This is a genomic window from Pseudoalteromonas sp. McH1-7 (assembly GCF_013366255.1).
GTDB lineage: Bacteria > Pseudomonadota > Gammaproteobacteria > Enterobacterales > Alteromonadaceae > Pseudoalteromonas > Pseudoalteromonas peptidolytica.
The window spans coordinates 56,228-70,775 of sequence record NZ_JABWPQ010000029.1 but is presented as its reverse complement, the minus strand read 5'-3'; the positions used below and the strand labels follow the sequence as shown (position 1 = coordinate 70,775).

Annotated in this window: 9 protein-coding genes and 1 pseudogene; 1 reads left to right on the top strand and 9 read right to left on the bottom strand. The window is 41.6% G+C overall.

What is annotated here, in order from left to right; translation table 11 throughout:
- The 9 genes and pseudogenes from HUZ36_RS21635 to HUZ36_RS18385 form a co-directional block, all read right to left on the bottom strand.
- Positions 1–197, bottom strand: a pseudogene (locus tag HUZ36_RS21635) (transposase); the annotation flags it as partial.
- 834 nt (positions 198–1,031) lie between these two features.
- A complete protein-coding gene (locus HUZ36_RS18420) occupies positions 1,032–2,210 on the bottom strand; it encodes a cystathionine beta-lyase (RefSeq protein ID WP_176033639.1) in 1,179 nt (392 codons plus the stop codon).
- Between the two features lie 2 nt (positions 2,211–2,212).
- Positions 2,213–3,115, bottom strand: a complete 903-nt coding sequence (gene nudC / locus HUZ36_RS18415) for an NAD(+) diphosphatase (protein ID WP_176033640.1) — start codon at positions 3,113–3,115, stop codon at positions 2,213–2,215.
- Positions 3,116–3,262: 147 nt separating this feature from the next.
- Positions 3,263–4,057 (bottom strand): glucosamine-6-phosphate deaminase, encoded by a 795-nt coding sequence (gene nagB, locus HUZ36_RS18410; RefSeq protein WP_045988699.1) that lies wholly within the window; start codon positions 4,055–4,057, stop codon positions 3,263–3,265.
- A gap of 282 nt (positions 4,058–4,339) precedes the next feature.
- Positions 4,340–5,473 carry a transmembrane glucosamine N-acetyltransferase NagX gene (nagX, locus tag HUZ36_RS18405; RefSeq protein WP_176033638.1) on the bottom strand — a complete coding sequence of 378 codons (1,134 nt, stop codon included), beginning with the start codon at positions 5,471–5,473 and terminating at the stop codon, positions 4,340–4,342.
- Between the two features lie 413 nt (positions 5,474–5,886).
- Positions 5,887–7,014, bottom strand: coding sequence for an N-acetylglucosamine-6-phosphate deacetylase (gene nagA / locus HUZ36_RS18400; protein WP_176033637.1), 1,128 nt, complete (start codon positions 7,012–7,014; stop codon positions 5,887–5,889).
- Entirely contained in the window at positions 7,014–7,925 is a 912-nt protein-coding gene (nagK, locus tag HUZ36_RS18395) for an N-acetylglucosamine kinase (RefSeq protein ID WP_125253194.1), read from the bottom strand. The genes nagA and nagK overlap by 1 nt, the downstream gene beginning before the upstream one ends.
- Before the next feature lie 317 nt (positions 7,926–8,242).
- Complete coding sequence (locus HUZ36_RS18390; RefSeq protein ID WP_125253195.1) at positions 8,243–9,085, bottom strand: isopenicillin N synthase family dioxygenase; 843 nt, start codon at positions 9,083–9,085, stop codon at positions 8,243–8,245.
- 383 nt (positions 9,086–9,468) lie between these two features.
- Positions 9,469–10,590, bottom strand: coding sequence for a hybrid sensor histidine kinase/response regulator (locus tag HUZ36_RS18385; protein ID WP_176033636.1), 1,122 nt, complete (start codon positions 10,588–10,590; stop codon positions 9,469–9,471).
- 103 nt (positions 10,591–10,693) lie between these two features.
- Here HUZ36_RS18385 and HUZ36_RS18380 point away from each other — a divergent pair, with 103 nt between their 5' ends.
- Positions 10,694–14,425, top strand: coding sequence for a response regulator (locus HUZ36_RS18380; RefSeq protein WP_176033635.1), 3,732 nt, complete (start codon positions 10,694–10,696; stop codon positions 14,423–14,425).
- Positions 14,426–14,548: the final 123 nt, after the last annotated feature.

The following is a 14,548-nucleotide window of genomic DNA, read 5'->3' as shown; positions in this document are numbered from 1 at the left end:
GCATAAGCACAAACATCAATACAAAATATGGAAGCCAACATCAATAGCTTTTCTTCAACCCAGTCCCGGCGGTGCTCGTATGATTTTCCGGTAAGTTTATCTTCGCCACACAGAAAGGCGCGCCTGACGCAACGGGAGATACAGTGATAATATTTGGTGTCAGTTAAACTGATTTGTTTTTTACGGGCAGTCGCCATCGTTTGGTTTTCTCAATCCATTGAGTATAGATTCAAAGCTTAGGCGGTATCTCATCAAGGTGCAAATTAGTGGTGTGTGTCTGGTTTAAATAGTTGGGTGTCTGGTTTAAATATCGGTTAAACTGATTTGTCTTTTACGGGCAGTCGCCATCGTTTGGTTTCCTCAATCCATTGAGTATAGATTCAAAACTTAGGCGGTATCTCATCAAGGTGCAAATTAGTGGTGTGTGTCTGGTTTAAATAGTTGGGGTGTCTGGTTTAAATAGTTGGAGCATTGCGCAGTGCTTAAACCAAAACACAACGCAACAATTATACAAGTCTGTAGTTACTTTTAAGATTTGCTTTCGCATTTTATCGTCTCTTCCCCAAGACGATAGGTATTATTTATCAGCATATAAGTCCCCGAAAGAATTGCGGTAGTAGGAACGAGTATTGGCGTTAAAATAATTCCACTCACGGAATAATACGTATTAGTTTCGTCTGCAACATCTACTATCTTTAGGGTTTTTCTATCCGATGAAATCTCGCACTTGTTGGTGTGACCAGTATCTTGAACAGGCATTACTACACAAGCGCTGAGTGAGATTATCGGTAACATAATCAGTCTGTTTAATTTCATCACCTTTCCTTGAATTCAGTTTGCAATACTTTTATGACGTAGCTCTTAGACATATCCACCCTCTGAAAGTTCCCTGTGCTTTACGCTTAAACTGCACCAAACTGGTATTGCTCTCCACAGTTTTCAGTCTTGATCCAAGAGTTATTGTGGCTCAATAAATCCGAGGTACCTCTTTTAAAATGAAGTACCCAATACCGATAAGTTGAGCCGAGGTTTTAAGGTTTACCAAGATTTTGTTCGTAGACCTTAAGTGCGTGTTCTAAATCTTCTATCAAGTCTTCTACGTCTTCAAGACCTATGTGAAGGCGGATAACGGGACCAAGTGTCCAACCTGTGGCTGATCGCAAATGCTCCATGGTTTTATTGGCTGTAACCAAACTCTCGTATCCCCCCCATGAAAAGCCCATTTTAAAATGGGATAAGGCATCCAAGAAACGGTTAATCGCTTTTTGGCTACCTTCTTTCATTACAATTGAAAATAAACCATTACTGCCATCAAAGTCGCGCTTGAAAAACTCATGACCGGGGCAAGTTTCAAAAGCTGGGTGTCTAACGTGGTCGACAAGTGGATGTGCGTCAAGCCATTTGGCCACAGTCATTGCCGACTGTTCATGTTGTTTTAATCTCGCGGGCATAGTGCGTAATCCACGCAGCGCTAAATAAGCATCATCTGCGGAGGTACATTGCCCCAATAAATAAGAGTGTTCTCTCAATTCGGGCCAATAACGCTCGTTTGCAACGGCTACGCCCATCATTACATCCGAATGTCCAACAATATATTTTGTTGCTGCTTGAATACTAATATCAACACCGTGGTCAAGTGGCCTAAACTGCCAGCCATTACCCCACGTATTATCAAGCATAGTGATAACGCCACGGCGCTTTGCAACTTCAACCATCGCTGGCACATCTTGTACTTCCATCGTGATTGAACCTGGAGACTCTAAGAACAACACTTTGGTATTGTCTTGAATTAACGCGTCAATACCAGCGCCAATCATTGGATCATAGTAGGTGGTCTCTATTCCGTAACCCTTCAGTAACTTGTCACAGAGATCTCTGGTGGGTTCATAAGCGGTATCCACCATCAGTAGATGGTCTCCGGCTTTCAAGAACGACAAGAGCGATTGTGCAATTGCTGCTGCCCCACACGGGTACAAGGCACAACCCGCGCCATTTTCAAGCTCTGCAATGGCATCTTGCAAAGCAAAATGGGTGTTGGTGCCTCGCCGACCATAAAACAGTGTACGATGGCCACGACCTTTTATTGCTTCTTGCATTTCAGCAACGCTTTCAAACACTATAGTCGAAGCGCGCTGAACGACTGGATTTACCACCCCTGCTGTATATTCTGCTTTTCTTCCAGCAGCAACAATTTTTGTATGCTTTTTCATAATTACTCTTCTGGTTGTGCACGCCAGTATTCAACTAAATATCTGGAGATAGAGTCTTCTCTGGTCAGTTTATAGCCGGGCTTGGTATCGCCCCACTCTGAAAATGTATTAAGCTCCGCCCGTGAAAACCATCTAGCCTGCTCAAGCTCATCTTGCTCCACGAAGATTTCTGTGGTTTTCGCTTTTGCGATAAATCCGAGCATAAGTGAAGACGGAAATGGCCATGGCTGCGAGGCAATATAAGTGGCATCGTATGCTTCAACTCCCGCTTCTTCCATCACTTCCCTTATTACTGCTTGCTCTAAAGTCTCCCCCGGATCCACAAACCCCGCCAGTGTTGAAAATACGCCCTCAGGCCAAATGGCCTGACGACCCAATAAGCAGCGTTCAATACCATCGGGGAATACATGCGTTACAAGCATGATAACGGCAGGATCTGTACGGGGAAACGTCATATGTCGACATTCTGGATTCACACAGCGCCTTGCATGACCTGCTTCAACCATTTTATTAGGTTGTCCACAGCGCCCACAAAAACAGTGGGTTTTATGCCAGTAACATAAGCCCCGGGCAAGCACTCCTATCGAGCCTTGCTGTTTTGGCAAATTGCGACCTACCTGACGCATGTCGATAAACTCAAACTCAGCATCAATAAAAGAAAGTTTGTCTCGTTGCTTAGAAACATCAAGAGCAAAGTAACTGTGCGATTCATCACGACCTAAAAATATCGCATCTTGAAGTGCTAAGTCGGAAACATCTGCTCGAGAAAGATAATGTAATGCGTTAGCTTGAGTGTGCACTAAATTTGCGTCGTCCTGAATTAATAGCCAGCGACTGTTATCGCCCATTTGGGACAATAACCAATTTTTATCTTTTCGTTCGTTAGATGCTCTGTCTAACGTCATTTGAGTGTAATACAACAAGCCCCTATTCCCTCATTTCTCGGACCAAATTAGCCATCTCTTAGAGAGATTAAAACTAACACAGCGCAAAGATGCTGGCAAAAAAAAAGCCCATAAATGGGCTTTCGAAAACTACAGTGTGATTTCACACTACAGAGAGGCAAGATAATCCAGCAACTTTTGATTCTCGTTTTCAATATGCTTATAAAACTCAATGTCTTTTAGCTTAGATGCCGCAGCTTCATCAATAACGATCACTGCATCTCGGTGCATTTGTAGCGCTGAGGCCGGACATGCGGCAGTTAACGGCCCCTCTACCATCGCAACAACAGCATCAGCTTTGTTTTCACCTGTTGCTAGCAACACCACCTTTTTAGCATCTAAAATAGTGCCAATACCCATTGTGATGGATAAATGAGGCTGGTACTCATCAGCTTTAAAAAAACGCGCGTTATCATCAATTGTTGCTTTCGTTAGGGTCTTTACGCGAGTACGTGAAGTTAATCCTGACGATGGCTCATTAAAGCCAATGTGGCCATTTCTGCCAATGCCCAAAAGCTGTACATCAATTCCACCAGCTGACTTAATACGCGCTTCATACTCGCCGCACGCCGTAATTGGATTTTTTGCGTCACCAGGGGGAACGTGCGTATTACTTTTATCAATATTGATATGGTCAAACAGCTGCTGCTGCATAAAATATCGATAACTTTGTGGATGTGAGCCATCTAAACCTAAATATTCATCTAGGTTAAAACTGGTAACTTCAGCAAAACTAATTTCATTTGCTTGATTACGCTTAATTAATTCTTGATACAAAGCTACTGGTGTTGAACCAGTTGCTAATCCCAACACAGAGTTAGCTTTACGCTTTAGTTGCGTTGTAAAAATGTCTGCACCATATGCTGCCACTTCGGCAGCGTCTTTTAAAATGACTACTTGCATACGATTAACCAAATGTTGAGATGATTAGAATAAAATGGGATCTGAACCCTGTCTCGCGTGCAATCAAGACAAGGTCAGATCGAACCTAATTGGGATACACAGCATTAGGTTATCACCATTATGACAACGCTGTCATTATTATCAGAAATAATTCTCTTGTAAAGCAAAAGTGAAAAAAAACATGGATATTTTTTACGCTATACATTCAGCAGGTATAAAAAAGCCCACAATAGTGGGCACTTTTACTAATTAACCTGAGCTGCTGATAACCACCGAGGGCCGCTATACACTTACAAAAATGCGGCGTTTATACATCCAGTGAAGCACCAGAAGCTGCACTGCCAATAACGCAAAAACAGCCATTAGCGGCTGCCATGCAGCCGGTACAGCAGTAATAATCCCACCAAACACACTCTTACTAATAAAGCTCCAGTCCACTAAACTCGACGCCAAATAAATAATAATAGAGTTGGCTCCTATAATAATAAAGGGATACGCCCAGCGCTGAAAATTCAGTATATCTACAACCGCATAAAATACTGCTAACAGGATCGCGCTCCAGCCCACGGTTACGAGCACAAATGAACTCGTCCACAACTCTTTATTAACAGGAAACTGCATATCCCAAATCCAACCTAGTGCTAACGCAACGATCCCAGAGCCTGCTAGAATAGCTACCGTTTTCCACTCACCTTGAGTGTGTGCATTAGCAATTGCACGACCTGCAAATACCCCTGCGATAGCATTAACGATGGCAGGTAAACTAGATAGCACACCTTCTGGGTCAACCGGACGATTTTGATAACTGATCCCTGGAAGTAGATACGTGTCGATAAACGCATTCCAGCTACCCACACCGTTTGCACTTAAGTCGCCGGCTTGTCCACCGGGGACAGGAATGAAGCAAAGCAAAATCCAATAGAATAACAATATACCAATACCTACATAGGCCAACGTTCGCAAGCTAGTGTGCCAAACCAGTAAAGCACAAAAGAACCAAGCAAACGCGATCCGACCTAAGACACTCGCGTAACGAACGCTTTCTGGATCCATTGGGATCCCCGTACCCCAACCATGATTATATAGCACGCCAAAACCACACAGTAATAAGAGGCGCTTCAGTGCTTTGATATAAAACGGTTGACGCTCTTTAAAAGGTAGATGATCAATACGCTTGGGCGATAAGCCCATTGCTACACCTGATAAAAAGATAAATAGTGGAAAGATAAGATCATAAAAAGTAAAACCATGCCAAGGGCTGTGGGCCGTATGTGCTTCGAAAGCTTTCCACCCTTGCCATCCGGTCAATACAAATAGTGCAGCAAAAATTGACTGGCCACCTAAGATCCAGAACATATCCATGCCACGCAAGGCGTCCAAAGACGCAAGTCGCTTTGGTTTATTATTAGTTGCCATAGTTATTTATCCGTTTGAAACATAACGATGGGTAGCTCAATCAAACTAACCGACTGACTGTAAGGTGTATTCACAATGCGTGTAATCGCTATCCCACCATAAAGTAAATCGAAGCGATACCAATCGTTATCTTAGTTAAGCTTACTATTTTGAGACGAAAAGAACTTGTCTATAACTAAGCAAAAATCTTGCTATTTAGTTGTTCTAGATAAGAAGTTTTAACGAAGTTAGCGACCGATTTACGTCTGCAAACTTAGTAAGTATTAAGACTAATTGGTTTACCAGCTCTAGTTATTGAACCATCCATATCGAATATCGGCTAAACATAAAAAACAAAGCCCCGCGATACAGCTGCGGGGTTTTATCAGGGAAATCTACAAGGCCATTTCGCCCATGAATCATTTACAAAACAGTTATATCACCTGCCCTGCGATATAGGTCTGCTCAACAAGCAAGTTACGTCTATCGAGTACCACAAAGTCGGCATCAGCACCCGATCTTAGATGCCCTTTTTGTGATAAACCAAGATACTGTGCAGGATATAGGGAAGCCATACGTAAACTCTCAGCTAGGCTCACGTTAAGCGTATTGACAGTATTACGTACCGCACTTGCCATATCTAATACGCTGCCTGCAAGCTCTCCTGTTGTTGAGTTTAAACGATCGCCTGTACGGATCACTTTCCTACCATCAAAAAAGTCAAACTCGGTGTCATCTGTACCAACAGGTGGCATAGCATCTGTCACAAGCATTACTTTACCGCGCTGCTTAGTACGAATGGCAAGCTGTGCGGACAATGGGTGCACATGATGACCATCAACAATCAAACCACACCAGCTATTGTCATCCCATAGCGCCGCTCCAACCACACCAGGTTCGCGTGAGGTAAATGCGGACATTGCATTAAAAAGGTGAGTAAATCCATCTACACCAACGTTAAGTGCTGCATTTGCTGTTTCGTAATCTGCATTTGAATGCCCAATACACACTTTTACGCCAAGTGCAATCAAACGTTCAATGTCGCTAAGAGGAACAGTTTCAGGTGCCAAAGTAACCATCTTGATCCCTAAATCTTGACGGCCGTATACAGTAAATTCTTCCTCTGAGATTGGCCGAATAAACTGTTCGCTGTGAGTGCCTTTCTTAGGATGAGACAAATGAGGACCTTCAAAGTGGATCCCAAGCACACCTGATTGACCCGCTGCAATAGCCTGTGCAGTGGCGTCGGCGGCTTGCTGCATCACTTCAATTCTATCTGTGATAAGTGTAGGCATCAGCCCTGTAGAGCCAAATTTCCCATGTGCACTGACTATTTTTTCTAGACACTCTGTGGATTGCTCTGCATTAAAAAATGCGCCACCACCACCGTTAACTTGAACATCAATAAAACCAGGTACAACTAGTCCTGATAATGTCAAAGCATCGATCACCTGCGATTCATTAACATGTTCAATTCGACCTTTATTTACACTGAAGTAAACATCTTTCCTAAAACTTTCGCCATCAAAAAGCTCTGGAGCAAAGTAACATTGAGTCGTCATTAGTTCGCCTTTTGTAATTCTTGACCTGCACTTTGAATAGCAAAGTAAATAGCCCCCATTTCAGGCGGCTGCTTAGGTAGTTGGACTTGCTTTGCGATTTCTGGGTCAAGCCAAGCTTGTAATGGTTCAGATAACCCACCGATCATAGACAATCTGGGTGGATTCAGTTCAAGCAGACGCTTCGCCAAGCGGCTGATATACCCTGCACCAGACTTCACTATTGAAAGTGCGATGTCATCGTTTTGCTTAGCCTGATCTAACACATATCGGGCAAGTTTTGCATAGCCACTTGAAGGTTGCCCTGCCATTTGCTCTGCAATTCCCATCGCATCTTTAGCACTGAAATGATCTAATAATACTTGGCTCAACGTTGTTTTCTCACCTAATCCATCAAGATCAAGTAAGGCAGCTTTAACTGCTTCTAGCCCCATCCATGCGCCACTGCCCATATCGCCTTGAGCAAAACCATGTCCACCATAGTTGACCGTTTTGCCATTGACCAAAGCAAAACCACAAGAACCGGTCCCCGTAATAATGACCGCACCATCACTACCTTCATGTGCCCCAATACATGCAGTATGTAAATCAGTGGTAAGAAACATCTGTTTAAATGGATGTTCCCACTGCATAATCTTGTCATACAGCAGCGGCAAGTTAACACCTGCGAGACCAAGGCCGGCATTAAGTTCATGAACCTGCTCAACACGAAGTCCCGCATCTTGTAATGCCATTTGAGTCGATACCATAATAGATTCAAGTGTGCGCTCTAATCCATGTAAGGGATTAGCAGGGCCTCCCAGACCGGTACCCAAAATGCCATGTTGAAGAGAATAAATAGTTGCACGGCACTTTGTTCCACCACCATCGACACCGATGTATAGTTGGTCTTGGTTAACCTGTTTAGCCATCATGTAAAGACCCCTACTCTATTCTGGATTACACCACGTTATTATTTTCGTTAGACGCGGTTTTTTATTCATGTTGAATTGATGTTACACAACAAATGACAGCGTTGTCATTATTTTTTTCAAGAAATTTATTCATTTTGAAAAAATGAATATTGCATAGTTTGAGCAAATTGTCAGGGAAAAACAGCAAAAATTACAGAAATAATATAACCGAGGATGAGAAATTAGAGAAAGAAATGAGTTCAGCCTTTCGAGTGAAAAACCAAAGTGGCACTAGGCAAAGCTAGCACCACTGAGTAGTGTTACGCTCAAAACAGAGGTTATTTAACACCTAGCTCTTTCAAACGTTCTTGTAAGTAACTATCAGCCGTGTATCGTTCTGATAACACTACATCTGGTCTTGGGTGCAAGAACAGTGGCAGTGAAATACGTGACTTAGTCGATGCTTTGCCTGTTGGATTGATCACTCGGTGAATAGTAGAAGGGAAATACCCACCAGATGCTTCTTGTAGCATATCACCAATATTAATGATCAATGAACCAAAATCACATGGCACATCTAACCAACTGCCATCTTGTCTTTGTACCTGTAGACCTGGCTCATTTGCTGCAGGAAGCACGGTTAATAGATTAATGTCTCCATGAGCGGCTGCACGAATAGCACCGGGCTCTTCGTCACCTGTCATTGGCGGATAATGAAGAATACGCAATAACGTTTGCTCTGATTGACTGATCATGTCTTTTAGATCAATCGAAAACTTTGCTCTTACTTCTTCTGGTGCTTCTGATTGAACCCAGCTTAATAACGTTTGGGCAAACTCATTCGCCAAACGATAATATTCACGGATCTCAGATTCTAATTGAGCTGGTACTTGACCTTTTGGATATACATGAAAGTATTCTTTAATATCTTTCACGGTAAAGCCTTTTGCTACTTCTGACACCTCTGGTGGAAAGTAACCGTCTTGTGTTTCTTTATTAAAAAGAAATTGATGCTTTTCTTCTGAATTAAAAAATTCTTGCCAATTTTTGTAGATTGACTCAACCAACTCTTGAGGGATTGGATGATTCTTTAATACACCAAAACCGGTATTTCTTAATGACTCTACAAATTCTTTCGCAGCATTTGGCGATTGATAGTCTACGGTAGGTAACTGTTGCATAATGGTTCCACCAAAATTATTAGTAATTCATGGTTATTTACCTAAACACATTGTTTCGGTAAATAACGCACTTCCCGTGTCATCTCAACACTGCGTACCTAGTAGAAGGTAAGGCGTATGTTATCGGGTCTGTTAACCTAGGGGTTTATGCTTGAGGGGTAAATCAAATCTTACCTCTCAAAACAGCAACAGCAAAGGCTAAAAAAGCCCTTATACGATCGTGTTGTCGATAATTCTTAGATAAGTCAGTGACGCTAATTCAATACATAGCAGGTGACTTTTCCAGATTACGTTTTAACAGCGAGCGAGCTTATTGAATTAGCGGCGATGACATAAGGACTTATGTCCGCTTTTCCTAATAGAGCTCACTACTTTGACACAGATCAATCACAATCAGGTGCACTAACCGGAATACGGATCCGCCACTCCAATCCTAGTGGAGTATTATCTACGTCAAATTCGCCTTGTAACGCCCCTGAAATCAAGTTAGCAGTTAAATTGGCGCTCAATCCAACATGTCCAGCGTTACCTCGTTTTGTCGTAATAAAAGGTTTAAGGAGTTCAGTTGTTGAAATACCTTTTAGACCCACGCCATAGTCAATATAAGAAATATGAAGCAGCTCATCAAGGTGTTGACAGCTAATTGTGACACTATGTTCAGGTGAACACCACGCGTGTGCTATCGAGTTTTCAATTAGATTCTCAAACACTTCAAGTAACGCCTGACCATCAACATATAAATTAGCTGCGATTTCTGTAATAAATTCGATTTTAACATTCTGTTTCGAAAAACTGTTGCGTAAGCGGTTCTCAATATCAAACAGCTTTGTAGGCGCACGAACACAGCCCCTTTCTGATTGCGATATTGATTTTAGTAGGCTGACAAATTTTGCTACTTTCTCTAAATTGCGTATACACAACTCGCAACTTTCTTTCATTTGCTCAAAACCATCAACTAAATGTGCTTGTGTCAGCGTTTGTGATGTCAATGCTTGTTGTAAGTTTTGTGCTATCTCTTTTAAATAGCTAGACGAGGTAATACTTGTGCCAAGTGGTGTGTTGAGTTCATGTGCAATACCTATCATCATCTGATTAATAGTGTTTGATAGCTGTTGTTTAACCGCTAATTTTTGCGCCTCAATCAATTTAAATTGGGTGTTAACTCGCGCTATGATCTCACTTGGCTTGTACGGCTTGGTGATGTAATCCACGCCACCTACAGAAAGTGCTTGAACTAAACTCTCACTGTCTTCGTAAGCGCTAACAAAGACAACTGGAATGCCGGCTGTCACTGCGTTCGATTTCAACGTTTTACAGAGCTCGATGCCAGACATATTTGGCATTTTAATGTCGGTGACTATTAAGGCTGGATGATGTTTCTTAACGATGCTGAGGGCAATATCTCCGCCCCTTGCCGCTAGCACTTTAAACCCCTCTTTACGGAGAATAAGTTGTAATACTTGGAGGTTTTCTGGCATATCATCAACAATTAAAATATCAGCCATTCACGTTACCCACTCCCTGAACAGGACACTTTTAACAGCATAGCTTGAGAAATCATATATCGCGACTATGGTTAAATATAAATTCACGCATAAATAATAGCTTATGTCTTCAAAAGCGTTACTAAGTTGGATCGCCCTATTCGCTTTGTTAGGCGTACTTGGCGGCGCAGCTTTGCTCTTTCACGCCACTACATCACAACGCTTGATTGCAGACGATTTTAGGACTTCCTATCAAAACCATTTATCGCTAGAGATGTACGTAAAAGAACGGGATACAAAATGGCTAGATAATCTGAAATTTCCAAAAAGGCCCCCTACGCCTTTTATGCTGGATCAGCTATACGAAGCACAAAAAAGTTTAGCTTCTCACTTCGCTTCTGATCCTCAGGCACAACTTAGCTTCCCTGAGACATATAGACTCGCCATAGACAAGCTGCCGATATTGGCAAACGCTGAGATTGAAAAAGTACATAATCAACAACTTCAATTACTGATTGCCGTCTCGTTAACTATCTTTTTTGTTGCCATCTGTTTAACGGCTTTTATTTGGCATATGAGAGCCAAGCATTTTTCACCGTTATACAGCATAATCAGAAGCTTACAAAACCAATCCGAACGTGCTGATACACTTGATTTGGCCTTCTCCAAAGGAGATGCTGAAATCCAAGAACTGATCCGTTCGATTCATCAGACTACCGCTACACAAAATCAAAAGTTACGTTCAGCTGCAATAATCGAAAGGTATAATAGAGAACTAAAATCAATCACAGGCTCAAGCGCAATTGTTGAGCATGCGCTCTCATTTATTGCCAACGAGTTTAATTCACCTTGTACTGCTTTATATATACACCAAGATGCTCAAACCTTTTCTTTGTGCCGTGCACATGGAGTTACGCTGGATTATTCTGTAATTGAATCAAGTTTAACTCAGTGTGCCTATCAAAACACATCTCAAATACTTATCGAGCCGTTGTGGCTTAAAGCAAAGCATCTTGAGATAAAAATACAAGGGCGCTATACCTTGCCGTTGACAATAAATAACCAAGTTGTTTATGTGATTTTTATCGGTAGTGCAGAGACGTTAAGTAAGAGTCAATTTGATGCTTTGGAGTATCTCTGTAAAGACTTAAGTTTGGCTTTGGTCATTAACGAAAATATGGAGAAACAACAAAAAACAGAGTCCGCCTTGGGCGAGCAGTTAGAACTCACTCATCACATCATAAATGCCATCCCAAACCCCACATACTACCGTTCTACTGAAGGTGTATTTATGGGTATTAACAAAGCATTTTTAACTCTCCTTGACCAATTTGAAGTTGATGTTATTGGTGCCAGGATAGACGAAGTGTTTGATTTAGGGGTAGCTAGTTTATTTGAATCGAAAGCCGCTGAAATCATTCGTTCATCACACGAGCAAACCTATGAAGTGTTATTACTAGATGGTCAAGAAAACGCGCGCGAATTAATCGTGTACGAAGCGCCATTTTTCAATGAGGATGGCGATGTAATAGGTATCGTGGGTATGTACTTAGATGTTTCAGAGCGTAATCAATTACAGCGTGAGCTCATTGAAGCAAAAGACTCTGCACAACATTCAGCAAAAGCAAAAAGCGAGTTCTTGGCAAATATGAGCCATGAAATAAGAACACCGATGAATGCAATTATAGGGATGTCCCATTTGGCATTATCGGGCGAATTAAGCGCAAAACAGCATGATTATATCTCTAAAATAGATGTTGCTGCTAAACAGCTACTGCGGCTTATTAACGACATTCTAGATTTCTCAAAAATAGAAGCAGGTAAAGTAGAACTAGAATACCAAGCTTTTTCAACTGAAAAATTACTCGATAGTGTTGCCACTATTATCGGCGTAAAAGCACAAGAGAAACAACTAGAGTTAGTTTTTGATGTCGACTCTCAAGTGCCTTATTGTGTAATTGGTGACCAATTTAGATTAAGCCAAGTCCTTGTCAACCTCGCAGGGAATGCTGTCAAGTTTACCGACAAAGGTGAAGTGGTGATCCGAGTAACTTTGGTGAGTTGCACCACTACGCTTGCCAAAATGAAGTTCAGTGTTAAAGACTCTGGTATTGGGATGAACAAACGCCAGCAGAGAAACTTATTCCAATCATTTTCTCAAGCCGATAATTCAATTACGAGGAAATATGGTGGTACTGGTTTAGGCTTAACTATTTCACAACAACTAGTCAAACTCATGGGAGGAGAGATCTACGTAGAAAGTGAAGAAGGTATAGGCTCCGAGTTCTATTTTACCCTAGAAATGGAGATTAGCGATGAGATTAATAAAACAAAACCCCTCTCTAACTACTTATCAAAATCAACAGCCATCATCATCGATGACAACCAACATGCACTAGATGTGTTAGGCGGCATGCTGAAAAACTTTGGAATGCAGTTCAGTGCTTACCAAGATCCCAATAAAGCGCTAAACCACTTTATACTTACCAAGGAGCAACCGGACCTTATTTTTGTTGACTGGCACATGCCAAAATTAGATGGTATAGAATTAATTGACAAAATTCACTCTCAACTTGTTGAGTTAAAGAGTAAAATAATTTTAGTCACGGCTTATGGACGAGAATTGCACCTGACAGACACCCAGGCAAGTTTAGTTGATGGCGTGTTATTGAAGCCAATAAATCCATCAAACCTTATCGATATCATACAAACAGCACTTTTTGGTTCAACCACAGTAAGGGGAAGTGTTGTCGAAAAAGCGCAATCCATACCTAATGATGTGTTACAGGGAATTGTGATTTTAGTCGCCGAAGACCAACCTGTAAATCAAGAAATTGCAGTTGAAATACTGTCAAATTTTGGTGCAGATGTCGTAGTTGCGGATAATGGCAAAGAAGCGATTGAGCGACTCAAAAGCAAGCACATTAATATTGTGCTAATGGATATGCAAATGCCAATAATGGATGGTATCACTGCTACGCAAAAGATCAGAAAAGAGTATGATAAAGATACCTTACCTGTGCTGGCGATGACGGCAAATGCAATGGAAGAGGACATACAAATTTGTATTGATGCTGGAATGAATGATCACGTAACTAAACCCATTGACGTGAAGCAATTAGTAGAGCGTATTTTACAATATACGCAAGTCAACCACTCGCTACCACCACTTGAGCCAGACGATCTACAAAACGACATCGTGACCACGACATCAACTTTTGTATCAGAGGAAACTATTGAGTTTAACGGTATTGATATTTCAGAAGGTATTGCCCGTGCTGCCGGAAATCAAAAAGTTTATTTTGATATTCTTGAAAAGTTTCTTTCACAGCAAGTTGAAGAGCTCATCAACTTAAAACAAGCATTGGCAATCGAAAATTTGGAACTTGCACAAAGTATGCTTCACGCCTTAAAAGGCGCAAGTGCTAATTTATCTATTGTAAAATTAGTCACTGAATTCAAAAAAATTGAATCCTCACTTGATATTAATCCACCTAAAGCACAAGAAATAGATGAGCTTATCAAGTACGTAAAATATGCGCTGGGGCAATGTCAGTTACGTCGCAAGCAAGATAAAGTAATAGAATCGGAGGCCACTAACAGCGTGACGAAGAGCGAGAGTAGTCAGCTAGAGGAGCTAATACAATTGGCTAGAGCACTGAGAGATTACGATACCCAAGCGACTGAGTTAGTCGATACCATAACGGCCAGTAGCTATTTATCGGAGGTAGAGTTACAGAAGCTAAAAACGGCTATTGCACACTTCGAGTTTAATGAGGCATACATGATGTTAACGTCAATAAAGCGTGTTGAGGAAGCTAAAGACTTAAATATCGATAAGGGCTCCGTCCACTAATTCAACAATCCAATTATTACTTCTGCGCCCTCTACTGCATTAAGCCAAACAAGGGAAAAAACTGAAAAAGGCTAAAGACTTACTACTTCAGCCTAAGACACAGCAAACAGTACATCTGCCAAT

Bases quoted from the DNA above. Each gene is read 5' to 3' on its own strand.
- nagA (WP_176033637.1), bottom strand. From the start codon at position 7,014: ATGACGACTCAATGTTACTTTGCTCCAGAGCTTTTTGATGGCGAAAGT.
- HUZ36_RS18420 (WP_176033639.1), bottom strand. From the start codon at position 2,210: ATGAAAAAGCATACAAAAATTGTTGCTGCTGGAAGAAAAGCAGAATAT.
- HUZ36_RS18390 (WP_125253195.1), bottom strand. From the start codon at position 9,085: ATGCAACAGTTACCTACCGTAGACTATCAATCGCCAAATGCTGCGAAA.
- nagK (WP_125253194.1), bottom strand. From the start codon at position 7,925: ATGATGGCTAAACAGGTTAACCAAGACCAACTATACATCGGTGTCGAT.
- nagB (WP_045988699.1), bottom strand. From the start codon at position 4,057: ATGCAAGTAGTCATTTTAAAAGACGCTGCCGAAGTGGCAGCATATGGT.
- nudC (WP_176033640.1), bottom strand. From the start codon at position 3,115: ATGACGTTAGACAGAGCATCTAACGAACGAAAAGATAAAAATTGGTTA.
- HUZ36_RS18380 (WP_176033635.1), top strand. From the start codon at position 10,694: ATGTCTTCAAAAGCGTTACTAAGTTGGATCGCCCTATTCGCTTTGTTA.
- nagX (WP_176033638.1), bottom strand. From the start codon at position 5,473: ATGGCAACTAATAATAAACCAAAGCGACTTGCGTCTTTGGACGCCTTG.
- HUZ36_RS18385 (WP_176033636.1), bottom strand. From the start codon at position 10,590: ATGGCTGATATTTTAATTGTTGATGATATGCCAGAAAACCTCCAAGTA.